Raw genomic sequence first — 22,680 nt, 5'->3', positions numbered from 1 at the left:
TTTAATATTCTATCTATTCTCTAAACTATTCCCTCCCTGATCATTTACCCAAACATTCCCGCTCCACTACTTAGGTTACTGCTCAACTTGCCTTTAACTCTCCTCCTCTTGTATCGTTTGATTTTCATTAAGCCGCACTTTATAAGACTCGCCCCATACTTTCATTGACATAATGACCGGTTCCAGAGTCCTTCCGAAATCAGTAAGGGAGTATTCCACTCTTGGAGGAACCTCTTTATATATTTCGCGATGAATGATGCCATCCCGTTCAAGCTCTCTTAACTGCAATGTGAGCATAAACTGCGTGATTCCCGGATTGAGGCGCCTGAATTCATTGAATCTTTTCGTTCCGTTCAGGAGCTGATAGAGAATGATCCCCTTCCACTTTCCACCAATAACATCCAGCGTTGTTTCAACCGGACATGCTTGCATATCTGGACTCATTCCATATTTCTTTCTTCGGTCTCCCATCAGCTTATCCCCCAATGGTTTGATTTTTAATACTATACCATAAAAATATGCGTACTTACTTAAAGTAATTGAATCGATTTACAATGCAACTGTACAACATTTCCTATTTGAGAGGATGGATACCCATGAATACTCACCAAAAGATGAAAGCTGTCGGGGCTTACCGATACCTCCCTATATCTAATCCGGAAAGCCTTATTGATCTGCACTTGGATAAACCGGAACCTACAGGCCGTGATTTGCTTGTACGTGTAAAAGCAATCTCCGTCAACCCTGCAGATGTAGGCGTCCGCGAAAGTCATAACTACGAAGCCGATTCACCGAAAATTCTTGGTTGGGATGCCGCTGGAATCGTAGAACAAGTTGGTCCTGACTGCGAATTGTTTAAACCTGGGGACAAGATCTATTATGCGGGCAGTGTGTCTCGACCAGGCAGTAACAGTGAATTTCACTTAGTTGATGAACGAATTGTGGGGAATATGCCGCGAAGTTTGGATTTTGCTGCCGCCGCCGCATTACCGCTTACCTCTATAACTGCATGGGAGGGCCTATTTGATCGTTTAGGAATTAGCGTAAATACAGGTGAAAACAAAAGCATACTGATTATCGGTGCAGCTGGAGGAGTAGGATCGATTGCCATTCAACTTGCAAAATTAGCAGATTTGACCGTCATCGGTACTGCTTCACGTCCAGAGTCCATTCAATGGGTTAAAAGTCTCGGTGCGGATTTTATCATAAACCACAACAACCCTTTTCTCCCTCAACTCAAGGAAGTTGGTATTGACGCCGTAGATTATATCCTTTGCTTGAATGATACGGTTCAACATCTTGAAAATATGGCGGAAGTCATTGTCCCCCAAGGTAAAATTTGCTCTATCGTTCCTGCAAATAAAACTACCTGGGCAGGGAGCTTGAAAATGGACTTGCTGTTTTCTAAAAGTGTAACGTTTGTATGGGAGTTCATGTTTACACGGTCCTTGTTTCAAACCAATGACATGATCAAACAACACGAATTGTTGAATGAACTGGCGGACTTAATCGATGATGGGAAAATAAAAACTACGCTGACTGAACGACTGGAGCCAATCAATGCAGCAAACCTACGTTTCGCGCATGAGAAGTTGGAATCTGGACGGACCATTGGAAAAATCGTTTTAGAAAACTTCTGAAACTATGAAGACGAAGTAGGCATGGTTGGTTCCAAAATGCGATGATGTGAATAGACAACTCAAAGGCCCCATGCTACTATGGGGCCTTTTTGAGTGCAACGGCATGTGCTGGCGAGACAAATCCTCCCCAGATTCTGTAAAAACCTGCCTTTAGTTGTGATAGGGCTCAGCTTAACGGTGCCAGCTCGTCTGCGATCATTTTTGCCTTTTCCGCAAGCTCTCTCATATCATCCGCCGGAACAAGCTCGGCTAATTCGTAAGCCAGCGGATCACGGGAAAACTTGTACAATTCATCCCGAAGCAGGTTCCTTTTTTCTTCAGAGGCATCTATATAAAGTTTGCACGGCTGCCTATCCTCATCCAAATCATGCAAATCGACATAGCCTGATTTTTGAGATTCCAACACAATGGCTGAAAGATCGATTAGAACTGAGCAGGCAATATCAAGTTCTGCTCGAAACGTGCCGTTAGCATTTTTTATATCAAATCCAATACTTCCGCCGTTTTTCAAGTCTCCCTCAGAAAGCAGAACATCCAGACCCAAGTCCTTTAAAATCTGATTGAGCGTCACATCCGTTGAGTCCAATTGTTCCAAATAGTCTACTAGTGCCAGCGAATCATCGGAACCGCCAATTAAATCTCCCCACCATTTGCTTATGTACATGTTCTTCTCCCACTTTCTTTTAAGCATGGTAATGATCCAAATAAGATCGTTTCACTCAAAAGCATACTTATCAATGCCGCTTTCACCGAGCCACCGTCAGGCTATACCCGCCGCCTTTTGCAGACGAATTATAAGCTCCTTATGCGGTCCTTGCGCCTTGCGAGCCAATGCAGCCAGCTTCTCTGCCTTGCCCCAGATCGGGTACAGTACCCGCTCGGCCTCATCATCCGACAGAGTCTCTATTTGCTGTACGAATAGCGACAGCTTGTCTTCGCTTTCCAGCTCCGGCTGAATCTTCAGCTTTAGTGAATCGTGGGAGCGCAGCAGGCAGGCGATCAAGGTGGGAGTCGAGCGTTCCGTTATGCCATAGGTTTCGGCAAAAACGGCTGTGAACTTGTCATGCACCAGCTGATGCTCATCATCCACAATGTCCATGTAAGCTTCAACAAGCGAAAAATACCGCTCGGACGAAAGCCCCAGCCCGAACACAGCATAACTGCCGGGCATTACGCTTCTTTCGCTTTCCGTATCCTCGTACCATTCATACTCTTCCATCGCCTCACGAGCGTATTCCTCCAATAAAGGATGCAGCTCGGAATAAGCCAGAGCGTTCGCAAAAAAACGGTGCGTGTCCGATTTGGCTAGCCCCTTGATGGGTAAATACTCTCTCACGCTGGATTTTAACTTGATTTTGTAGCTTTTCGGGAAGTCCTTTCGTAGCAGGGAGAGGATAAACGAAATCGCCCGCTCATACGCCCCAGCTTCTTCCTTGCGAATAACGATTGTGAAGAGAGAAAAAACATCGTTAGCCTTGCATTCGACCAATTCATGGCGCAAATGGACTTCTTCTTGCGAGAAGCTATCGCTGCCATCCTTTAGCATACGCGCGGCTTTACCGCTGCCAAGCTGCTTCGCCAGCTCCAGAAAAGTCTGACCCTTGAATTTGTTAAAGTCCGGCTCGTAACGAATAATCATTACCGCTCCGTACAACAAAAGGTCGATAGGCTGATTCGGCTCATTCTTGTCCTCAAAAACAGCATCTGGCTTGATTACATACTCATTGGTCCTGTATTCGGAACGGGTGACGTCATAGTAATGCGGCAAAAATACATTCTCGACCCAGCCGGTCAAAGCCCTAATGATATCTCTTCGATGCTCCGCGAGAGCCTCAACCTGTTCTTTATTCAACTCCTGAATCCGGTCAAATAAAGCTATCGTCTTTGCGGCTTCCGGTTCGGGGAACAAATACGGATCCAGCAGATGACGCGCCAAAAAGAAGGTTTCCCGCCTGTTTGTCGGGTAAGAGCCCTTCTCCAGTTTTTCCTCCATATAGGACTGAATTCGCTCCAGAAGCTGCCGCTTTTTCTCTTCGTATACAGTTTCCAGCACCGTTAATTCCACAAGCCCGTCCAACGTTGCGAAGGCTCCTTGGAAGGTAAAACGGTAGTTGATCAATGGCGACGTTTCCAGCCTGTCCAGCCTCTCCCTTACGATTTCCGCCAGCAGGGGCTGAACCTCATGCAATATCTGCTCCCGCGTAAAGGGTGAAGCTTTCATCGACTTTTTGCCTGCGGCACTCCCCACAGATTTCGAACTTTCAACCCTAGTCCTGCCCGGCCGATAATCCAGCATGACAAAGTTAAAGATGCCTACTTGCAGTGTGGTGCGCAAGACCACTTCCTCTGCGTCCTTTCGACTCTCCTGTTCGTCAAACCATTTATGAATCGCCGTTTTCATCTCTTCCAGCGCTTCTTTCTGTAATTCGTTCATTGTCTCCCGCCTTTTCGCGTTTTCCATCTTTTCTCAACATAATCATACTATGAAAATGGGAAACCTTGTTGAAACTGTATACCTCTCCCTGAGATCGGCTAAAGATCAATCCTTAGGATGCAGGAAGTAGAGAGGAGAAAAATGCTTATGTCGGGAAGATCAGATTTAATAAGCATAAAAAGCCGCTGGAGCAAGAAGCTACAGCGGCTGGAAAAGGAACAAAATGATATTGAACGTAAAAAAAGCGGAGCTGAGAGCTGCACTAGTAGATCCAATTATCACTGGCTGCTGTTCATTCGGACTCATTAGCGCCAGTGTTTGCTGCGCTTCTAGGCTCCACCAACATGATATGGCATTCCTTTTCGGCGAAAGGCTTTTGATCGGCTCCCCCCGGGACAATAAACATCTCACCCTTGGAAATTTTCACTTGGCCATCACGAAAAGCAATGAACATCTCTCCTTCGAGCACAATAAATACCTTATCCGTACCTTGATGCTCGTGCCATATAAAATCCCCAGCAATCTTAATGAGCTTAAATTGAAAGTCATTTATTTCAGCAATGACTTTCGGAGACCAGAGATCGTTGAATGTAGATAGCTTCTCATTCAGATTAATAGCTTGGTAATGCATATGAATCCCTCCTCATTTTTCTCGACTTTTTAAAGCTTACGCAAGGCACTTGTTATATTTTGTAAAGCGTATTCGATAGCTAATGGGCCACCAGTAATAGCGGACGCATCCATTAAATGAACATTTCTTTTCTTAACGGCATTGAGATTATTCCATACATTGCTTTGTTTTAAGTCATTCATTAATTGTTCCTTTTTGGTAATGTCACCGATAAGGAAAATATGGTCTGCTTCAACAGTTGATATTCCTTCAAACGTAGTAAATTTATTAGTCGTACCTTTAAATATATGGTCTGGTGTAAGTCCCAGTCCCTTCTCTTTATCAAACGCAAGTATATAGACCGGATTTCCTTCACCTAGGACATTAAACGTTTTTCCATCCCACGACAATATAAGGGCTACTGACTCTCCTTCAATCGACTTTAATGCTTCGCGCCCAGTTGTGATTTCTTTCATCATTTTATCAATGACTTTTTCCGCTTCATCTTCTTTTCCAATAATCTCGGCTACTGTACGGAGTCCATATTGCCAATCGTCATAGATGTCCTTGGATTTTAACGTAATGACTGGCGCAACTTTTTCTAGTGAATCATACATTTTTTCATGATGCTCAGTTGCTAAAATAATGTCAGGCTCTATCGATAGGATTTTTTCAATATTAGGTGATAATTTTTCTCCTAATTCATCAGCTGAATCCAGCTTTCCTTTTAAATAGGATAAAGAAGATAGATACTCTTTTTCAGTAGAAGCAGCAGGCGGCTCACCTAATGCAACTAGTATTTCAGGATAAAAATACCATAATGAAGCAATATTCTCTGGTTGTTTCTCGATAACAATTTCTTTACCTAAGGCATCCTTAAATGTTCTTGGCCATTCAGTTGTATCTACCTTACCTGCTGTTGTAGATGCGCCTTCTGTCGTTGATCCTTTATTTTCAGCAGGTGTTTCATTACAACCTGCCAGTATGCCTGCTACTAATAGCATGGAGATTAGCAGGCCTTTCATCTTTTGCATACGAAAATTCCTCCAACATCATGTTATCTTTCGTTTGCCATTAGTATAGAAAAGGAATTTTTAGATGAGAATGGATGCCTGTTGAAGTTAGCATGGATTATTGATGAACTTCTCTCGATATTCAGTAGGAGAGATACCGAGTTGTTTCTTGAACACTCTACTAAAATAAAACGGGTCAGCAATTCCAACCGTTTGCGCAATTTGTTGTACAGACGCATCACTTGTAAATAGCATTTCTTGCGCCATGTTTATACGATGTTTTAATATGTATTCCGCTGGTCCCATACATGCATGTCTTCTAAATACATAAGACAGTCGATTTCGATTCACGTTATGTTGTTCTGCAATCGATGCTATTGTAAGGCTTTGATCATAGTATTCATGAATATAATGAGATACCCGTTCGAACAAAGTTTGTGATTCACAGCTATTCTGCCTATTCACAACACATAATAAGGTTTCATTCAGTACATCACGAAACAGCATTTCGGTCTGAAACATCGAAATGCCACCAGGCTGATTATACACATGCCAAAGGCGCATAATTAATTCAATCAGACGAGGAGATTGACCCGTTGATAATTCAAAATGCTGATGGGAAAAGCTTGTCTCTTCTAGTTCTGAGTTATATATCCGATATAAAACAAGGATATATTCCCAGTTTGTGTTACCGAACATTTTTTGAGCTAGTTTCATTCTTGCACCGCCATGCACAACTTTTCCTGGCGAAAAGATATAAGGCGTTCCATTAAATTGAAATTGTACCTTCCCTGTAAGTGGAAACACAAATCCAGGAAAAGAATCTGTATATTCAGCGTAAGGTACACCTGGATTTTTCGCATATCGATATACTCCTTCTACTTGAAAAGGAATGTGTGCCAAATGCTCCGCTAACTGATTAACGTCGATTTTCACATTGCATACCTCATTTCAAAAGTCGTTTGCCAGTAATACGTAAGATCGATCGTTGTACATCCTGTGCAGCTTCTTGATCAGATGCAGATGAGGGCCTTGTTTATTTTACCATTATCGATAACGATTATCATTGTCAACCTGTGCGGACAATAAAAATGCCGCACCCGCTAATGTTAAAACAGCGGGTAACGGCAAGTGTAAAGATAACTTTTCTGCTCACAGAACTTTGGACCAAAAAAAGACATCCTATTGGACGCTTTGGCTAGTTTTTTTCCTCCGACAAATATTGTTCAAGCTGATCAAAAGTTCCTCCGAAGCCCTGCTTCATAGAATCGAACATCCCCTCAAAGAAGCTGCGCTCTTCTTCAGTAGCATTGATCGGTCGGCTGCAAAGGGTTATTTGGGTTGTACCATTATTATCGCTCATTGTTACCTCATTGCGAATTTCGAGCGGGATCAAATCACTGAATGGAGACCTGACAATGTTTCCTGCCTCATCGGAAAAGCAGTTGATCCAGACAATCTTCTCGGGAGCCTTGATCTCCTGGTACACAAATTTACCCCACATTTGACTGCCATCAGGAGCTTGCATGCTGTAGTGGAAAAATCCGCCCTTACGAAAATCGAGATGCTTTACACTTATTTCAAACCCTTTCGGCCCCCACCAGTGCTTCAGGTGCTCTGATTCAGTCCATACTTGGTATACAAGTTCGCGTGGCGCATGAATCTCACGCGTTATTATTAACTCTTTGCTTTCCGAGTTGGGCGTCATATCGATTCCTCCATCAATCAGTATTCCTTTTAATTTATATAAGTGCTTGGACGAGATACCGTGCCCAACCGCGATTACTGACACCGCCAATATTATTAAACAAAGTTAATACCTTTAAACATACCCACCCAGTTAAATATATAAATCTAATCATTACGAACTTTATTTCAAAGCAACTACTTTGTTAATGCTTGTAAATACTTGCCGTTACTTATGATAAGGCTGAGCAAGCATCGTCGGAGAAACAGCCTTTTCATATTTACAGATCTATAAAAATAGATATAATGATCTATATGGAACCTTCATTGATTTATAAAGCTTTGTCTAACGAGACTCGTAGTCAAATTATGCAATGGTTAAAGAATCCAGAGGAATTCTTTGATGAAAAGCCCTATTTACAACAAGGCCTCAATTTTCGGATTGGTGTATGCGTGGGAGATATTCAGGCAAAATCGGGACTTGCACAATCTGTTATCTCGAGTTATTTGTTGACTATGCAAAAAGCTGGTTTGCTAGAATCTGAGCGAATTGGGAAGTGGACGTACTATCGTCGGAACGAAAAGATAATACAGGAATTTTCCGAGTACATCAAAACGAAACTATAAACGGAAAGGAGCTCTTTTTTTGTTTATTTATATCTATAATTCTGTATATATGAATATGATTGGAGGCTTACATTTAACATGAAACAGGTTAACCCTTTGCTTATTATGATTCTGGCTTTAGGCGTATTCGGCATCATTACAACGGAAATGGGAATTATAGGTGTTTTACCCCAGGTCACTCAAAAATTCAATATTTCGACTGCACAGGCCGGATGGCTTGTAAGCATATTTGCGTTAGTTGTTGCCATTTCAGGTCCATTCCTGACATTACTCGTTTCTGGTATTAATCGTAAAGTCATTTTATTAACCGCTGTGCTTATTTTTGCGATTTCAAATATTGTTTATGCCTTCACAACCAGGTTCGATGTGATGCTAGTTTTCCGTATTCTCCCTGCTATTTTTCATCCCATCTTTTTCTCGATTGCCCTTGTGACCGCAGCCAAACTTGTCCCTCCGGAAAAAAGCAGCAAAGCGGTCACAAAGGTTTTCGCCGGAATAACGGTCGGATTTGCTTTTGGCGTGCCTTTGACTTCTTATCTCGCGGACAAGATATCGTTAGAAGCTGCTTTCCTATTTGGAGCTGTTGTAAGCATGATTGCCTTTGTAGGAATACTAGCTTGGCTTCCTTCCATGCCTGTTACGGAAAAAATGTCTTACGACCAGCAGCTTGGTATATTACGCAAACCTCAATTGTGGTTAACGATCGCGACCGTTATTTTTATCTTTGCAGCTATGTTTTCTGTGTACAGCTACTTTGCTGAATATTTAGGACAAGTAACACATATGAACGGGTCATGGATTAGTATCATGTTGATGGCCTTTGGAATCATCATGATTTTCGGAAATTTTTTATTTGGGGGCTTTTTGCATAAAAGCATTACAAAGACCGTTATCTTGTATCCTCTGCTCTATGCGGTCATTTACTTATTCACTTATTATTTAGGTTCTTCTTTCTTTCCAATGGCTGTTATCGTATTCCTTTGGGGGACAGTGCATTCCGGAGGGCTTATTGTCAGTCAAGCATGGTTAACGATTGAGGCAAAAGAAGCTCCCGAATTCGGCAACAGCTTGTTTGTCTCATTTTCCAATCTTGGAATTACTGTAGGGACTTTTATCGGCGGTTGGTTTATTTCTCACTTGGGCATACATCAACTCATGTGGAGCGGCATTACGTTTTCACTTCTAGCTTTCTTATTGATCATGGTAAAAATAAAAATTTCCAAATCGAACGCAGAGGAAGTAAACGTACGTTAAACGAACGGAATCCATCGATCAATATAACGTGGCAGTCTAGAACATTGTTTCCGTGTTCAGGACTGCCACGCGGCAAGCAAGGTAGCTCCAAGATCATTCCCTCGGCTAGTTGCCGCACTGTGCCAAGCCGTTTATCCACTCAGCGATCTCCTACTGCGGAAGCAGACCTTTGTCAATCATGGTATCCACGATGCTAGCGATCCACTCATCTTCCTCCTCGCTAAAAATTTGTATCCCGATATGAAGCATCCCTTGAATAGCGCCAAGAACCTCGAGTTGCACCGCGGCATCACTCTCCGGGCACTACACTAACTCATCCAAAGCATCCGCACCATGGACTGCGCTGTGAGCCCAGCCTCCTTCGGACAGATAAATAACCGCGCAGATCCTTCTCCTCTTTATAATAGCAGAGCAGTGAATGCTTCAGGTGCTGGAAATCAGCTTGATCCAGAAAAAGCTGCTTCCTGTGATATTGCATAATCAAAGCATGTATGTAATCAATGTAATATATGGTTGCCTATCGTGGTCATTATATATTTTCTATTAATTATTTTCTCCTTGTTCGTACTAAAACTGTTGCCGTTACTTATGATACGGTTCACCGAGCTTTGAAAAACGGCAACGGGAGTGTTATTCAATTACTCATCTGATAAACCTCAACAAAACCATAAGTAACACTAGTAAGCAAAATACCGGTTTTACAATGTAATAAATTAAGAAAGTAGCTAACCAAGGAACCAAAAAAGAAATTAGAATGCTCACGAATAAGATTAAAATCAGGATTAAGCTAAATAATCTTAGTCTTTCATTCCAATTAATGCTACTGAATCTCAGTAATAATCTGCTAATAACCCAAAATAGACCTATTACTCCCAACAATAACAGGAAAATATTCTCTGCTAGTTCTTTATTCCCGTTAAAAACAGCATACCATTGTAATATAAGTTGATTTTTGAGATAGTCAGCATATCCTTGAATTGCTTTCATGCCCGTAAACATTATCGAAACAATGGAAATCATCAGAAGAGGAATAGCAATGGCACCTATGACTCTTCTTCGTTCTCCAATTCTCCATAACCTTCTGGTCTCTTCGATTCCTTGAACGAACTCGAGTCTGTAGTTCTCGAAAACTCTTAAACAATCGGTTAAAGAATATGTACTACTGAGTTCTCTCCAAACACGTCTAATCGTTCTACGATGCGTTGCCCCTACTTCATTAAACAATGTTCTTGCCTTATCAAGTACTGTTGCTAGTACAAATACTAACCCAATAATCAAAAGACCTGCACTAATGACAGTTTGCTCATCCCAGGTTCCATTCTCATATAAAAGGAGTTGGTAAATATTCAAATATAGAAATCCACTAAACAATAAAAGATATAAAGCAAGCTGTCTGCTAGCCCTTGATAAAGTGCTTATCGTTCCTTCATTAAATATGATTACAACAATTAAAAAAGAGATAGGTGCTATTGTCCAAAAAACTTTGCCGATCATTTGATCAGGAATTCCTATCGATATAACCATTGGAAATAATACTAATGTCAGAAAAAACGCAGTTATGAATACAAACAACAAACTTCTCCATAACTGTCGAATAGGTTGTAGTATCAGTATTGAAATAAAAGTCAGCATTAGAATTCTCGGTATACTAAAGCTAAATATTCTATCGATATTAAGCAATAAAAATGCTCCAAAACAAATAAAAACGTAACCAGAAACAGGTAACAAAATTCCGTAGTATGGATTTAGATTAATAGTACTCATTTTTAGATGTTCCATAGCTACTAGTACAAGTAGCATAGTAAAGAACCCTAAACCTAGCGATAAAACTGCACAGTACAGCAGGTTCACAAAGACTATTAGAGATGTAGAATTTCTCCTCCTCAATCTTCTTATTAAGTCATCACCCCATTTCGATATAAATAAAAAAGCATTCAAAATTATGTAATTTAAAAACGGCATATCATCAACTCCTTATAACAAATATACGCACATACGTTCCTTCCGTTTCGCTTTCTCTGAAAATCTATTTACTTCCCCCTCCCCTGCTGAACCAAAAAAGCGGGAATTCCCCGCTTCATCAGCAAAAAGGGGATGAGTTAGTATTGGGGTATGAATCTGTTGAAGTGGAAGGCAGTACATTCCGTAAACGTAAGGAGACCCAACTTGTAATTGTGGAGCCAGAATCGGTATTGGTACAAATGATCTTTGAAAAATATTCCAGTGGAAAAGGGATAAAAGCGATTGCTAACGAGCTAAATCACCTTGGTTATAAGACCAAATGGGGTAAACCGTTTAGTGTAGTGGCGGTTAAAGACATCCTAAACAACCCACTTTATGTGGGCAAAATCCGCTTCAACAAACATGAGAACTGGTCAACCAAAAGGAGAAAAGGCACTAATTCCAACTACATTGAAGAAAAAGGTGAGCATGAGGCTATTATTTCTGAGGAACTTTGGAACACGGTACAAGCTATGTACAAGGTCAAATCTGAAAAGCCAGCACAGGTTTTTCATGGCTCCTTCCCCTTTACTAGTGTCATGCGCTGACCAATGTGTGGGCACGGCATGGTTGCCACACGTAAAAATAAAAATGGGGAAATCAAGTACACCCTGTATTATCAATGTGGGCAGTTTGCCAATAAAGGCTCGGCTGTATGTCGGGCTAATAGTGTAAGAGCTGATTACGCAGAAGAAGAGATTCTGGCTCGTATTGAGAAGATTGTAAGCCAGCCTCAGATTACGGAAGATGTGGTAAGGGAACTGGGACAACGCCAAGATATGGACAAAGAGCCTCTCCAGCAGGAAATTAAGCATCTGGATAAGGAAATAGCGGATGTTAAGCGAAAAATGGGCAAGTATATGGCACTGTACGAAAACGATATGCTTGAAGTTGAAATGTTGAAAGAAAGATTGGAAGAGCTAAAGGAACAGGAACAAAGATTGCAGGTACGGAAAGCGGAATCGAGAGCAAGTTGCATGCTGGTGATGCCGCTCCGATACCATTTGAGGTATTGAAGGGTATGTTAAGAGAGCTTCGGAATGTGTTTAAAAGGGCTGATCATAGGAAAAAGAAGCAGTTGGTGCATGCGATGATTAAAGAGATAACGGTTACTAATGATAGGAAAATTTACAAGATAGAATGGCGGTTTGATAATGTTATTAGAGGTTTATTGGCCAGCTAGAGATAGTTTTATTGCAAATGGCGAAGTCGGAGAAGTTTAGCCGCTTCGCCCTTCATACATTTTCAAAACTTCTAGAAAACTGCCTTAATAATAGGATGAAACCCATGATTGATTGCATTTCCACAGAATTATTGACAGACCCCATACTTGTTGAAAAATATTCTATTTCCAGGTATGGACTCTTTCTATTGGTTTTTGAAAGTTCTTGTTTTTCTCTAGAAAGGTTATCCTATTATGATCATAGCGATCTTTGCCTGACCTATAACAGCATTTTTTGTATTTTTCCCCAGAGTTACATGGACACTTTTGATTTCTGCCTACACCTTTATACTCATCTTTTAACTCTTTAGTAATCTCCAAGTCCCATTTTTCATATGGACTCTTTAGATGTTCCATCAAGCTGTCTAGAATACGATAATTATATTCCATACCTTGAGGGAAGAGGACTCCATATTTATCGAATGGATTTTCAACTATTGCTATTCCTAGAAACTCTACATCTTCAACATTTCGGCAACACTGTTCTCCATTATATATTTCTCCAACTTTATGGTCACATGATCTTCTTAACGTCACTTTTTGACCACATATTGAACATTTCTCACTTTTAATGAGAGATTCTCTGCTACTAAAGTATTGATAAGGAAACAGTTTTTGAAATTTAACTATATTAGTCTCAATAAAGAGTAAGTTATACTTATTGTTACTGTAATCGAAATGTTTTTTTAAAAATGATAACTCAATATCAGCTCTATCAAACTGATTCCATGCATCGAAATGTTTCTTAATTTTTAAACATTTAAAAGCAGAAATGTAATGTCCAAGAATTTTATAGACTTGCTCAATACACCATATTTCTTTTGCCCCGGCTTGATCGTCAATTCCAACCGCTTGTCTTTTCAATTCCTTTAGAATATTAGGTATATCAGGATTTAACGTTGTACCTCTAAATTTTTGAAGGTATTCCTTTAATTCGTTTACAACCATGTTCCTCACCTACTTATTAAATAACTCCTTACTAACTGTTTCTATTGTTTCTTTAAATTTATCTGCATCACCTTCGTAGGATATTCTTTTTGAACTACCATTGGATTCAACTACAATACCTACTTTGATTTTTAGATCTGATTTTCTAGTTCTCATTTTTTCATATAGGTATGAAGATACTAAATTAATTGTAATTGGTAATACGTATAGATTAACTAACATCTCAGGTAAATTCATCACGTCAGCATGTAATTCTAATGCTTGGAATTTTTCATCCGATATACAGATATCAGAAATTACTCCGAATTTAACTGAATTTTCCCTAAGATACTCAAAGAAATCACGAGTTTCTTCAGGAAATACAGGTCCCTCGATAACTCTAAACTTTTCATATGGAATTAATAACACATTTGCCTTCTTAATCTCTTCTTCGTATTCCTTTGGAAAGTAGGGCTTATTATATATTTCACTAAATGTTGTGGCTACATCGTTTATCTCTATTTTCTTGACTTCGTTACTTTCATGAATCACATTGAACTCCTCCATGATTTCATATTATATATTTTAATACGATGCAAGAGTAATTTAGTTCCAAAGAGTTTTTTAGTTCCTAGACATTTTATCGAATCCGTTGCCGTCACTTATGATACGGCTCCCCCCGACTAATCCGAAACGCCCGATAAACCTGCTCAAGTAGTATTAACCGCACCAACTGATGCGGAAACGTCATCTTCGAAAACGACAGCAACGCATCCGCCCGCTTCAACACCTGATCTGCCAAGCCCAACGACCCGCCAATCACGAACGCCACCTGACTCCGCCCATGCAAAGCCAGCTTGTCCATCTCCGCAGACAGCTTTTCCGAAGACCACATTTGCCCACCAATCGCCAGCGCAATCACGTACTGATCCTGCTTGATCTGCGCCAGGATGCGCTCGCCTTCCTTGCGCTTCACCTGCTCCATCTCCGCCGCACTCATCTCTTCCGGCGCCTTTTCATCATTGACCTCGATCACTTGCAGCTTGCAGTAAGCAGACAGACGCTTGCTGTATTCATCAATGCCCTCACGCAAATATTTCTCCTTCAGCTTTCCTACTGTAATAATCGAAATTTGCATGATCCTACATTCCCTTCTCTTTCAAAAGCGCAATCTGCCCAGGCTCCCCACATTCCCGACAACGCTTGTCTACTCCATCGCCCTCAATCGCCTGTGCCGTATACGTATCCGGCGCCGCCTCAAAATCATTTACGTAATCATCCAGCTCCTGCTCCAAATGCTCCATGCAAGCAAACCGCACCGGATATTCCACCAACAACTCAACTTCTTTGCCTTCTATTTGTAAGCTCTTCATCTTCATGTCCATATCAAATGCCTCTTTTCCGTTCAATAATGTCGCTTCCTATTCTACCCCAGAACCGCAGCAAAACAAATGAATCAGGCAAAAAGTCATCATTAACTTCCGGCGGACATTAAAAACTGTAGAGAGAAAAAAGAAGAAAAAAGCGAAAGTCTTTGGGATACCAACCGAAGCGTAATGGAAAAAATGAAACCTGCCTTTAGCGTCCACCGCTGAGACACTGCGTAGCTGCGCGACTTTGGACGTGGGTTTCACTTTTTACATGAAGCTGGGCAGAACCGCCTCCCAGCAGGTAGCCCAAGAACTTGAGCGTTTTCTTCTTTTTTCTCTCCTCCACCAAAAGCCCGTCTAACGAAAAAAAGAGAGCGCCGTATCAGCTCGGCGCTCTTAAGAAGGGATCTATTAAAAAATAGATAGAGGGGGGAACTTCAGAAACTGCATATATGCAAACGGGACAAAATGCATCCCGGAATTGCCCGTCAAAATTTGTTTCCATCATATGCCTGCCCAAAAAATCGCTTGGTCAGTGATTCTTACTGCTGTGGCGGAGCGGTCAGCTTCACTTTGGCAGTCTTCTGGATACCGTCACGATAGTACGTAACGTCCATCGTATCGCCCGGCTTTTTGCTCATCGTCAAATACTTGCGCAGCTGAGCGCTATTGGAAATGTCCTTATTGTCCAGCTTTACGATGACGTCGAATTGTCTCAAGCCTGCTTCACCCGCAGGAGAGAATTTGCCTACCTCAGTTTGTACGACGACGCCGGCTTTCACACTGTCAGGCAGATTCAAAGTTTCTTGCCATTCGTAGCGTGGAACATTGGCTAGGTCGAGTGGCTGAACACCAAGGTAAGAACGTGCCAGCGTGCCTTTTTCCATCAGCTGATCCACGATCACTTTGACATCATTGATCGGGAGGGCAAAACCTAACCCTTCGACACCTGCCTTCGAAATTTTCAAGGTGTTAATCCCGATAACCTGACCCTCGATGTTCACGAGGGCACCACCGCTGTTACCAGGGTTGATCGCTGCGTCTGTTTGAATGACATCCAGCTCCCAGTCGTCCTGGCCATCTTCGTTAAAGTCCATTGGCATGGAGCGTTCCTTGGAACTGATGATGCCTTGTGTGACGGTCCGGGAGAACTGCATGCCCAGCGGGTTCCCGATAGCAATTGCCGGTTCACCCACCTGTAAGGTAGAAGAATCACCAAACTCAGCAACGTCCGTAACTTTGGACCCGTCGATTTCCAATACAGCCAGATCGGTGTAACCATCGGCGCCGACCACTTTTGCCGATACTTTTTCACCTGTTGGTAGGGCGATTTCCAGCTTTTGCGCCTTATCGATTACGTGGTAGTTGGTAACGATGTAGGCTTTTCCGCCTTTTTTCTCAAAGATGACACCAGAGCCTTGGCCCTGCTCTACATCCATCGAGTTCTGCATCCAACTGTTTCTGCGCTGACCGATGTTGATTACCCCAACGATCGCATTTTCCACTTTTTTCACCGCATCTACTGTACCCGATCCCACACTAACAGATACTGGCTTAGCAAACAGGCTAGAAGCGGAGGAATTACTGCTTATCGCATTTTCTGTACCAGGCTTAACCATATTAATATATCCCGAATTAGAGAGAGTCGGCAGCGTGAGCAGGACGACCATCCCCCCAATCACCGCGGACGTTACCGACGTCACGACCATACGTCCAATGCCAGAACCGCGTTGTTTCTTTCGCTCCACGTGAGTTAAATCATCATAATAACCCATGATTCATACTCTCCTTTCTATCTTCTACCATTACTAGCTTTGCAAGTTTTTCATGCTCGTATACACAATGACATGCGCCTTAATTGGTTTGCATGATTGATTTCGTTGATGTCTGTTTCCTTTTGACACCCTTAGTATACGACCCGCTTTCGGTAAAATGGCGTGAGAATTATGGAAAGGTTGTGGAATAGAAAAAAGCTCCCGGAATATTTCTCCGAGAGCACGGATATGATAGATTAAAAGCTTTTATCTGCCAGACCAAATAGAAAGGATTGATAGACTTGAAAGAAGTCCACCTCATCGCCAAGCTGGCTGACCTTCAGGAAGTAGACTACCACAATACGCTTGTCCTGCATGCCCTTATCGAGCTGCTAGTTGCCAAAGGACTGCTGACACATGACGAGCTGACTGCCAAAGTGAATGAGCTCGATACACAATTAACTTTCCATATCGATACGTACGCGAAGCTCACAGAGCGAATCGCCAGTCGTCAAGCGGGGATCAAACCGATCTCATAGCTCTTCCAGCTTGGTAGGTCGATCCGGGTACGTATCGCGCAGATGCACATCGTCACCAACAGACAGCCCCCGCTCCTCCAAGATGTTTTTGACCGTCAGTCGAGCCAAATCAATCATGTTGTTTTCCTTACTCAAGTGGGCGAGGTATACACGTTCTGCCCCACCTGTTAGACAATCGAGCAAAGCATCGCCCGCCGCTTCATTGGACAAGTGCCCGACATCGCTCAAGATACGTCGCTTGATACTCCAAGGATACTGGGACATGCGCAACAGCTCAACGTCATGATTGGACTCGAACACATACGCATCTGCTCCACGAATCGTCTCCTTGATCCGATCGCTGACATACCCCAGGTCAGTCGCGACACTGAGCTTTTTCTTGCCATGATAAAAACAGAAGCCCATCGGCTCAGCGGCATCGTGCGAGATTCCGAATGACTCGATGCCCAAATCCTCTAACTCTTTCTTTTCCCCCACAGAAAAGAAGCGTCGCTGATCTTCCTTGATCGTCCCGATTTGCCCATCCAGCTCCGACCAAGTCTTATCATTGGCGTAAATCGGCAATCCATATCGCCGCGCCATGACGCCGACTCCTTTTATATGGTCGACGTGCTCGTGGGTGACGAGAATGGCGCTGAGCTCTGCTGGATTGACACCAATGGTCTCCAGTGCCGCTTCTGCCTGCTTTCCTGTAATGCCTACATCGATCAATACGGAAATACGGTCTGTTGCCACGTAAATGGCATTGCCCGTACTCCCGCTTGCCAACACACTAAATCTCACCGAACATCCCTCTTCCCGTATCTTTCCCAGGTTGTCTATCTATTCAGCGCTGCGTTACCATCGGACGCTCCAGAGCCCCTGTAATCGCGTTGACAAAATGCCATTTGCCATCGTGAACCACGCGCCATACAGGCACCAGCGTCTGAATATCCGCATCGTAAGAACCGTAATAACCCAGGCTCACATTCTCAATCCGTTCCCCTGGTGAAATGATTTGCTTGTCCACCAAAGAGCGTAGTGCCGCATAACCAGAGATCACCTGTCGTTCCCCCTGCTGTTTGCGAAGGTGGAAAAAGGTCTGCCTGTATCCGAGTATCGTTCCGTTGTCCAAATACATTTCCAACGGTGCGACGAATACTGGCATTTTATCATAGACCTGCCAATACAAGAGCCGCGCTTGATTCGATTGATACGGATCGGCTACGTATTGATCGGAATAAATCAGTCTTGGACCAATTTGACGCAAGAGCTCCTGAGGATTCAGTTGACCACGAATCTGCATCGGAGGGTCCAGCTTGGCAGCCAGAGCCATCTTTTCTACCGTCGCCTGAAGTCCTGATATCTCATGCAAGGAGATCGGATTAATTCCGATATACTCCGCATCCAAATTGGACATTTCCGGTGTATCCTGCGGCACTTCTGTATCCAATGTGATATTTTGCTGATTCAAGTACAGCTCTGTATTCCATTTCTCGCTCTGCGCGACTTCCTTGTCATTCCACAGGCTAACGCGCGTCACATACACCTGATACAGGAGAAACAAATCGAGGAGAAGAAAGGCCCAGATCAGAATCGTCTTCGTCCTACTCCAATCCATGCGCCTTCCCTCCTCCCTGCTTGGTGTGCGCAGAAATATACAGGTTCGCCTGATTCGCCAATTCCACAACCCAGATTGGCATCAGGTCTACGTATCCTTCACCTACTTTGGTATGGTAAGCCAAATAAGCGTTGGTGATTTTTTCTGTATCCGCCAGCTTTTTGTCGCGGATATATTGATACAGCTCCGGACCAGACATAACCGTCCACTCTTTGTTATCGATATACTTGTCCAAATCCAGCAGCGATCGGCTCATCGTCACAACCTGGCCTGCTTCTGAAGTAATTTGGATCGTATCGATTTGCTTGGCCTCCCCTTCGCTGATCAAGGGATACGCCCCCAAGTACTGGCGGAACGTGATCAAGTCTTTTTCATTGTAGCTCTTCTTGATTCGTTCAAAATGATATTCATCAAGCCAGCCTAAGTGCTTATTCATGAAGGTAACCGCACTCTGCACTTTTTCTTCATCAGACAGCTCCTGATCCCGCTGTTGATACGCCGGATCAGTAAACGTGAACGCCTGCTGCTCCGATCTCAATTGAATCGATCTGCTGCCATCTGTAAAAATAACCGTTTTGTCCCGCTCCATGATCTGTCTGACGAGCGACTGATCGATAAAGTAGGATTCGATCAATCTTTCATTCGTAACAGGTACGTAGCTGTAGCGGAATTGCTGCATGCGCATCTGATTCTTGGGCAAATAGTAAGTGCTCCACATCAGCGCAGTGCCTTCCAAATCTACGAAGCTTCGCTCTGGTTTGACGATTTTCATGATTTGCTCAGGCATTAAATCACCAGAAGCTAAATACGATTCTCGCAAATCCTTAGGGCTGATCGACGTTCGAGAACGCATCATTCGACCTTCCTCAGTCGACAAAAATAACGCGTAGACGACATCCTCGTCCTTCTCGTAGTACAACCACAATCGGTCAATCCCTTTCATTCGGTTGTCAAACTCATCCCGAAAGGTTACCAGCCGACCTACAATTGACAAGGGAACCGTGCTCCGAAAGCGCACTTCCAAACCCATCTTTTCCCGGGCAATATCTTCCCATTTCTCATTGGAGATGGTGAGCGGAGAAAAATCGAGGAAGATCCATTTCGACATTTCTCGCACGATCAAACTGTAAGGAGCATCGGTTGCGGATGCTTTCGTATGGCGATCTTCCCCATAGTGAAAAACAACGGATTCCGGCGTAACGAGCTGTTCGAGTTGTTTTTCCTGAACTGGCTTTGACTGCGTGTACTCTGCCGGCTCAATAAATTGAAGGTTAGGTTGATTCGACCACAACATCGCTGTCAAAACAAAGCTGGCTAGCACTAGCAGATTGAGTAAGACGGTCTTGGCAGGCTCTAGCATCCGCTTCATCCCGTTTTTCCCCCTTGGGCAAATGGCACCCAGAACGTGACTGTCGTTCCCACGTTCCACTCGCTCGTAATCTCGATATCTGCACCGTGTGCCTGTACTAATTCGCGGGCAATCGCCAATCCCAGACCCGTTCCACCCTGACCGCGCGAACGCGCCTTGTCTACGCGGTAGAAGCGCTCAAAGATTCGCTTCAAATCGCGGCTGGGAATACCGATTCCTGTGTCGGTGATGGAGACTTGTACCCGCTTTTGCTTGTGGTTCTCTTTTGCCATGAGAACCACGGTGCCTCCTTGAGGCGTATACTTGATCGCATTGGACAAAAGATTATCCAATACTTGATTAATCGCATCCAAATCAATATAAACCGGCGGAAGCTTGCTCGGCATATCCAGACTGAGCTGAACCTCCTGTTGCTCACTGAACATGGAAAATCGATCAGCAGCATAGCGAAGCAATCGATTGATGTCCGCTTCCTTGCAATGCAGGCGAACCCCCTGCGAATCAAAGCGCGATAGCTGCAACAAATCGTTTACCAAGCGAATCATGCGCTCTGTCTCAGACGACGTAACCTTCAAGAACCGTTGGGACAGCTCTGGCTCTTCCACTGCGCCATCCAGCAGCGCTTCCACATAGCTTTTAATGGTCGTCAGTGGCGTCCGCAGCTCATGCGATACATTCGCCACGAATTCGCGGCGCTGCTGCTCCAGTCGCTGCTGCTCCGTCACATCGGCTACGACAGCGATGATCCCGCCCATTTTTTTGCTATCGTGCTGCAAGGGCGTAAACGTCACACGCAGGATCACTTCTTCCTTATTCGGCAGCGTCATCTCAATGAAAAGGGGCTCTTCCTGCGCATAGAGCGACATCTCATCTTCTGGCGGCAGACCCAACAGATCATACAAGGTGCGTCTCTTGAGAAGGACGTCTGCCATCGTCACCTGTAACATATCTTCTGCAGCTCGATTAAACAGGATGATCTGTCCATTCCGGTTAGCGGCAATAACACCGTCCGTCATGTTACTCAAAATTCCTGCGAGCTTCTCACGCTCTTCCTCTTGCTGCAAGATGGCTTCCTGCAATCGCAAGGTCATATGATTAAAGGCCATACCGAGCTGGCCAATTTCATCATCACTATATACTCGTACACTACTGTTAAAATCCCCGTCTGCCACCAATCGTGCCTGACGGGTCATCTCCTTCACAGGCTTGGTGATGGTGCGGGCCAACACAACCCCGAGCACCGCCGTAATGACCATGGCGATCATCGTACCTGTCCCCAAGATGCCGTTCATTTTACCAATCGTCGCATAAGTGCCTTCCATCGAAGCGATCATGTAGACCGCTCCGTATACGATCTGATCGCCCTTAACAGGTAGTGCCAATACTTTCACCCGCGCCCCTGTCTTCGGATCGATCCGCATCGATTCACTGCGCGTCCCGAGCAAGGCAACCGTTACTTCAGGCTGCGAGGTCCGCTGTCCAATTGTACTTTTGTCCTCTGTCGTCGCAACCACCGTTCTTGTCTGATCAATGACCTGCACATTCGCTCCATTAATTTTTACCAGGTTGTTGATCAGGTTGTCGATGTACTGTCGGTTTTGTTCGGCGTTGGATTCCTTCCCGTCATGCGGGCGCAAATCGCTTTCCAGCAAACTCGCTAACAAACTAGCTTGTCCATTCAATGCCTCGGAAAAGTTGTTGATGTAGTAGCTCTCGACTTCCCGGGCAAAATAGGCGCTAATAAATTGCATTGCAAGCAAAATCAACAGCATGTAAATGATAACCATTTTCCACTGAACGGTTTTGAACAGCCGCCTCATCCAGGCTGGCCTCCCATGCCGGGATTGCGTAATGTATAGCCCAAACCACGCCGCGTGATAATGTACTTCGGCTGGCTCGGATCATCCTCGATTTTTTCCCGCAAACGACGGATGGTCACATCTACCGTCCGCACATCGCCAAAATAGTCGAATCCCCAGACCGACTGTAGGAGATGCTCTCGCGTCAATACTTGTCCCTGATGGCGAGCGAGGTACACCAGCAGCTCAAACTCACGGTGCGTCAGCTCTAACGCTTCTCCTACCTTTTCGACGGTATACGAGTTCAAATCGATTTCCAGCTCATGCACGCGCAGTACATGCTGGCTATCCTTCTCTTCCACTTTCGAGCGGTTACGACGCAAATGGGCCTTTACACGGGCTACCAGCTCACGCGTACTAAATGGCTTCGTCACGTAATCATCCGCGCCCAATTCCAGCCCGAGTACTTTATCCAGTTCAGAGTCTTTGGCAGTCAGCATGATGATCGGAACATCATACGTTTGGCGAACGGTTCTGCATACGTCCATTCCGTCTCTGCCTGGAAGCATAACATCCAGTAAAATCAGATCTGGTCGCTCATCCTTGACCACGACAAGTGCCTCATCACCATCATAGGCGCACACGACCTGATATCCTTCTTTTTCAAACGTGAATTTCAAAATATCTGCAATCGGTTTTTCATCGTCAACTACGAGGAGTTTTGCCATCCTGCGCCCTCCTTTTTCTATAAGTACGTGTTCCAACAGTCGCCTGTTTCCTCGCAAACTGCCTCTTCAAGGATTCCACTTCGACTGTCACTATTCCTCTACAATAC

At 43.8% G+C, this 22,680-nt stretch carries 24 protein-coding genes and 1 pseudogene; 6 read left to right on the top strand and 19 right to left on the bottom strand.

All coding sequences use genetic code 11. The features are described 5' to 3' along the window. Positions 1–93: 93 nt before the first annotated feature. A complete protein-coding gene (locus tag PMI05_RS09090; protein WP_007720239.1) occupies positions 94–471 on the bottom strand; it encodes a helix-turn-helix domain-containing protein in 378 nt (125 codons plus the stop codon). A 125-nt stretch (positions 472–596) separates the two neighbouring features. Between PMI05_RS09090 and PMI05_RS09085 the strand changes: the two genes are divergently transcribed. Then, positions 597–1,640 (top strand): zinc-binding alcohol dehydrogenase family protein, encoded by a 1,044-nt coding sequence (locus PMI05_RS09085; RefSeq protein WP_007720237.1) that lies wholly within the window; start codon positions 597–599, stop codon positions 1,638–1,640. Between the two features lie 166 nt (positions 1,641–1,806). Here the strand turns inward: PMI05_RS09085 and PMI05_RS09080 are convergent, their stop codons facing one another. The 6 genes from PMI05_RS09080 to PMI05_RS09055 form a co-directional block, all read right to left on the bottom strand. Further along, positions 1,807–2,304, bottom strand: coding sequence for an imm68 putative immunity domain-containing protein (locus PMI05_RS09080; RefSeq protein WP_007720236.1), 498 nt, complete (start codon positions 2,302–2,304; stop codon positions 1,807–1,809). Positions 2,305–2,400: 96 nt separating this feature from the next. Beyond that, positions 2,401–4,074 (bottom strand): DUF6138 family protein, encoded by a 1,674-nt coding sequence (locus tag PMI05_RS09075; protein ID WP_007720235.1) that lies wholly within the window; start codon positions 4,072–4,074, stop codon positions 2,401–2,403. Between the two features lie 292 nt (positions 4,075–4,366). After that, complete coding sequence (locus tag PMI05_RS09070) at positions 4,367–4,705, bottom strand: cupin domain-containing protein (protein ID WP_007720234.1); 339 nt, start codon at positions 4,703–4,705, stop codon at positions 4,367–4,369. 29 nt (positions 4,706–4,734) lie between these two features. Continuing rightward, a complete protein-coding gene (locus PMI05_RS09065; protein ID WP_007720233.1) occupies positions 4,735–5,718 on the bottom strand; it encodes an ABC transporter substrate-binding protein in 984 nt (327 codons plus the stop codon). Between the two features lie 87 nt (positions 5,719–5,805). Next, positions 5,806–6,633 carry an AraC family transcriptional regulator gene (locus PMI05_RS09060; RefSeq protein ID WP_007720232.1) on the bottom strand — a complete coding sequence of 276 codons (828 nt, stop codon included), beginning with the start codon at positions 6,631–6,633 and terminating at the stop codon, positions 5,806–5,808. A gap of 262 nt (positions 6,634–6,895) precedes the next feature. Then, the gene (locus PMI05_RS09055) at positions 6,896–7,405 is read right to left on the bottom strand and encodes an SRPBCC domain-containing protein (RefSeq protein ID WP_007720231.1); all 510 of its coding nucleotides are present in this window, start codon (positions 7,403–7,405) and stop codon (positions 6,896–6,898) included. 293 nt (positions 7,406–7,698) lie between these two features. Here PMI05_RS09055 and PMI05_RS31330 point away from each other — a divergent pair, with 293 nt between their 5' ends. Continuing rightward, on the top strand, positions 7,699–8,010 hold the full coding sequence (locus PMI05_RS31330) for a helix-turn-helix transcriptional regulator (RefSeq protein WP_039960504.1): 312 nt from the start codon (positions 7,699–7,701) through the stop codon (positions 8,008–8,010). 78 nt (positions 8,011–8,088) lie between these two features. Beyond that, positions 8,089–9,264: an MFS transporter gene (locus tag PMI05_RS09045; protein WP_007720228.1), complete on the top strand. Its 1,176-nt coding sequence runs from the start codon at positions 8,089–8,091 to the stop codon at positions 9,262–9,264. Positions 9,265–9,414: 150 nt separating this feature from the next. On the opposite strand, the pseudogene PMI05_RS31775 reads toward PMI05_RS09045, so the two are convergent. Both PMI05_RS31775 and PMI05_RS09035 read right to left on the bottom strand, forming a co-directional pair. Continuing rightward, positions 9,415–9,751: pseudogene (locus PMI05_RS31775) on the bottom strand (DUF2785 domain-containing protein); the annotation flags it as partial. Between the two features lie 155 nt (positions 9,752–9,906). Next, positions 9,907–11,226, bottom strand: coding sequence for a hypothetical protein (locus tag PMI05_RS09035; RefSeq protein WP_007720226.1), 1,320 nt, complete (start codon positions 11,224–11,226; stop codon positions 9,907–9,909). A gap of 143 nt (positions 11,227–11,369) precedes the next feature. Between PMI05_RS09035 and PMI05_RS29620 the strand changes: the two genes are divergently transcribed. Together PMI05_RS29620 and PMI05_RS29615 are read left to right on the top strand one after the other, a co-directional pair. Next, entirely contained in the window at positions 11,370–11,813 is a 444-nt protein-coding gene (locus PMI05_RS29620) for a recombinase family protein (protein ID WP_007720225.1), read from the top strand. Between the two features lie 3 nt (positions 11,814–11,816). After that, positions 11,817–12,281: a recombinase zinc beta ribbon domain-containing protein gene (locus PMI05_RS29615; protein WP_007720224.1), complete on the top strand. Its 465-nt coding sequence runs from the start codon at positions 11,817–11,819 to the stop codon at positions 12,279–12,281. Between the two features lie 329 nt (positions 12,282–12,610). Here PMI05_RS29615 and PMI05_RS09025 read toward each other — a convergent pair whose 3' ends face one another. From PMI05_RS09025 to PMI05_RS09005, 5 genes are all read right to left on the bottom strand, one after another. Beyond that, a complete protein-coding gene (locus PMI05_RS09025) occupies positions 12,611–13,435 on the bottom strand; it encodes a YecA family protein (RefSeq protein ID WP_007720223.1) in 825 nt (274 codons plus the stop codon). Positions 13,436–13,444: 9 nt separating this feature from the next. Then, positions 13,445–13,966: a hypothetical protein gene (locus PMI05_RS09020; protein ID WP_007720222.1), complete on the bottom strand. Its 522-nt coding sequence runs from the start codon at positions 13,964–13,966 to the stop codon at positions 13,445–13,447. Between the two features lie 106 nt (positions 13,967–14,072). Then, positions 14,073–14,552 carry a 23S rRNA (pseudouridine(1915)-N(3))-methyltransferase RlmH gene (rlmH, locus tag PMI05_RS09015; protein ID WP_007720220.1) on the bottom strand — a complete coding sequence of 160 codons (480 nt, stop codon included), beginning with the start codon at positions 14,550–14,552 and terminating at the stop codon, positions 14,073–14,075. A gap of 4 nt (positions 14,553–14,556) precedes the next feature. Next, positions 14,557–14,823, bottom strand: coding sequence for a CxxH/CxxC protein (locus PMI05_RS09010; RefSeq protein WP_238543272.1), 267 nt, complete (start codon positions 14,821–14,823; stop codon positions 14,557–14,559). Positions 14,824–15,326: 503 nt separating this feature from the next. Beyond that, positions 15,327–16,559, bottom strand: a complete 1,233-nt coding sequence (locus tag PMI05_RS09005; RefSeq protein WP_007720216.1) for a S1C family serine protease — start codon at positions 16,557–16,559, stop codon at positions 15,327–15,329. A 281-nt stretch (positions 16,560–16,840) separates the two neighbouring features. On the opposite strand from PMI05_RS09005, the gene PMI05_RS09000 reads away from it, so the two are divergent. Continuing rightward, positions 16,841–17,077 (top strand): hypothetical protein, encoded by a 237-nt coding sequence (locus tag PMI05_RS09000; RefSeq protein WP_007720214.1) that lies wholly within the window; start codon positions 16,841–16,843, stop codon positions 17,075–17,077. Here the strand turns inward: PMI05_RS09000 and PMI05_RS08995 are convergent. From PMI05_RS08995 to yycF, 5 genes are read right to left on the bottom strand one after another with little or no spacing between them, the layout of a single operon-like run. Then, positions 17,072–17,860 carry an MBL fold metallo-hydrolase gene (locus PMI05_RS08995; protein WP_007720212.1) on the bottom strand — a complete coding sequence of 263 codons (789 nt, stop codon included), beginning with the start codon at positions 17,858–17,860 and terminating at the stop codon, positions 17,072–17,074. The two genes, PMI05_RS09000 and PMI05_RS08995, sit on opposite strands and share 6 nt — an antisense overlap. Positions 17,861–17,903: 43 nt before the next feature. After that, positions 17,904–18,677 (bottom strand): two-component system regulatory protein YycI, encoded by a 774-nt coding sequence (locus PMI05_RS08990; protein ID WP_007720206.1) that lies wholly within the window; start codon positions 18,675–18,677, stop codon positions 17,904–17,906. After that, complete coding sequence (locus PMI05_RS08985; protein WP_007720205.1) at positions 18,664–20,046, bottom strand: YycH family regulatory protein; 1,383 nt, start codon at positions 20,044–20,046, stop codon at positions 18,664–18,666. The genes PMI05_RS08990 and PMI05_RS08985 overlap by 14 nt, the downstream gene beginning before the upstream one ends. Further along, positions 20,043–21,866 carry a cell wall metabolism sensor histidine kinase WalK gene (gene walK, locus PMI05_RS08980; protein ID WP_007720204.1) on the bottom strand — a complete coding sequence of 608 codons (1,824 nt, stop codon included), beginning with the start codon at positions 21,864–21,866 and terminating at the stop codon, positions 20,043–20,045. The genes PMI05_RS08985 and walK overlap by 4 nt, the downstream gene beginning before the upstream one ends. Further along, a complete protein-coding gene (gene yycF / locus PMI05_RS08975; protein WP_007720203.1) occupies positions 21,863–22,573 on the bottom strand; it encodes a response regulator YycF in 711 nt (236 codons plus the stop codon). The genes walK and yycF overlap by 4 nt, the downstream gene beginning before the upstream one ends. Positions 22,574–22,680 lie beyond the last annotated feature (107 nt).

Source organism: Brevibacillus sp. BC25 (genome assembly GCF_000282075.1).
Lineage (GTDB): Bacteria > Bacillota > Bacilli > Brevibacillales > Brevibacillaceae > Brevibacillus.
Note: the sequence above shows the minus strand (reverse complement) of the source record. Positions and strands in the feature narration are given on the sequence as shown.

Excerpts from the sequence above, each read along its gene's own strand:
- PMI05_RS09090 (WP_007720239.1), bottom strand. The coding sequence starts at position 471 with ATGGGAGACCGAAGAAAGAAATATGGAATGAGTCCAGATATGCAAGCA.
- PMI05_RS09085 (WP_007720237.1), top strand. The coding sequence starts at position 597 with ATGAATACTCACCAAAAGATGAAAGCTGTCGGGGCTTACCGATACCTC.
- PMI05_RS09080 (WP_007720236.1), bottom strand. The coding sequence starts at position 2,304 with ATGTACATAAGCAAATGGTGGGGAGATTTAATTGGCGGTTCCGATGAT.
- PMI05_RS09075 (WP_007720235.1), bottom strand. The coding sequence starts at position 4,074 with ATGAACGAATTACAGAAAGAAGCGCTGGAAGAGATGAAAACGGCGATT.
- PMI05_RS09070 (WP_007720234.1), bottom strand. The coding sequence starts at position 4,705 with ATGCATTACCAAGCTATTAATCTGAATGAGAAGCTATCTACATTCAAC.
- PMI05_RS09065 (WP_007720233.1), bottom strand. The coding sequence starts at position 5,718 with ATGCAAAAGATGAAAGGCCTGCTAATCTCCATGCTATTAGTAGCAGGC.
- PMI05_RS09055 (WP_007720231.1), bottom strand. The coding sequence starts at position 7,405 with ATGACGCCCAACTCGGAAAGCAAAGAGTTAATAATAACGCGTGAGATT.
- PMI05_RS31330 (WP_039960504.1), top strand. The coding sequence starts at position 7,699 with ATGGAACCTTCATTGATTTATAAAGCTTTGTCTAACGAGACTCGTAGT.
- PMI05_RS09045 (WP_007720228.1), top strand. The coding sequence starts at position 8,089 with ATGAAACAGGTTAACCCTTTGCTTATTATGATTCTGGCTTTAGGCGTA.
- PMI05_RS09035 (WP_007720226.1), bottom strand. The coding sequence starts at position 11,226 with ATGCCGTTTTTAAATTACATAATTTTGAATGCTTTTTTATTTATATCG.
- PMI05_RS29615 (WP_007720224.1), top strand. The coding sequence starts at position 11,817 with ATGTGTGGGCACGGCATGGTTGCCACACGTAAAAATAAAAATGGGGAA.
- PMI05_RS09025 (WP_007720223.1), bottom strand. The coding sequence starts at position 13,435 with ATGGTTGTAAACGAATTAAAGGAATACCTTCAAAAATTTAGAGGTACA.
- rlmH (WP_007720220.1), bottom strand. The coding sequence starts at position 14,552 with ATGCAAATTTCGATTATTACAGTAGGAAAGCTGAAGGAGAAATATTTG.
- PMI05_RS09005 (WP_007720216.1), bottom strand. The coding sequence starts at position 16,559 with ATGGGTTATTATGATGATTTAACTCACGTGGAGCGAAAGAAACAACGC.
- PMI05_RS08990 (WP_007720206.1), bottom strand. The coding sequence starts at position 18,677 with ATGGATTGGAGTAGGACGAAGACGATTCTGATCTGGGCCTTTCTTCTC.
- PMI05_RS08985 (WP_007720205.1), bottom strand. The coding sequence starts at position 20,046 with ATGAAGCGGATGCTAGAGCCTGCCAAGACCGTCTTACTCAATCTGCTA.
- walK (WP_007720204.1), bottom strand. The coding sequence starts at position 21,866 with ATGAGGCGGCTGTTCAAAACCGTTCAGTGGAAAATGGTTATCATTTAC.
- yycF (WP_007720203.1), bottom strand. The coding sequence starts at position 22,573 with ATGGCAAAACTCCTCGTAGTTGACGATGAAAAACCGATTGCAGATATT.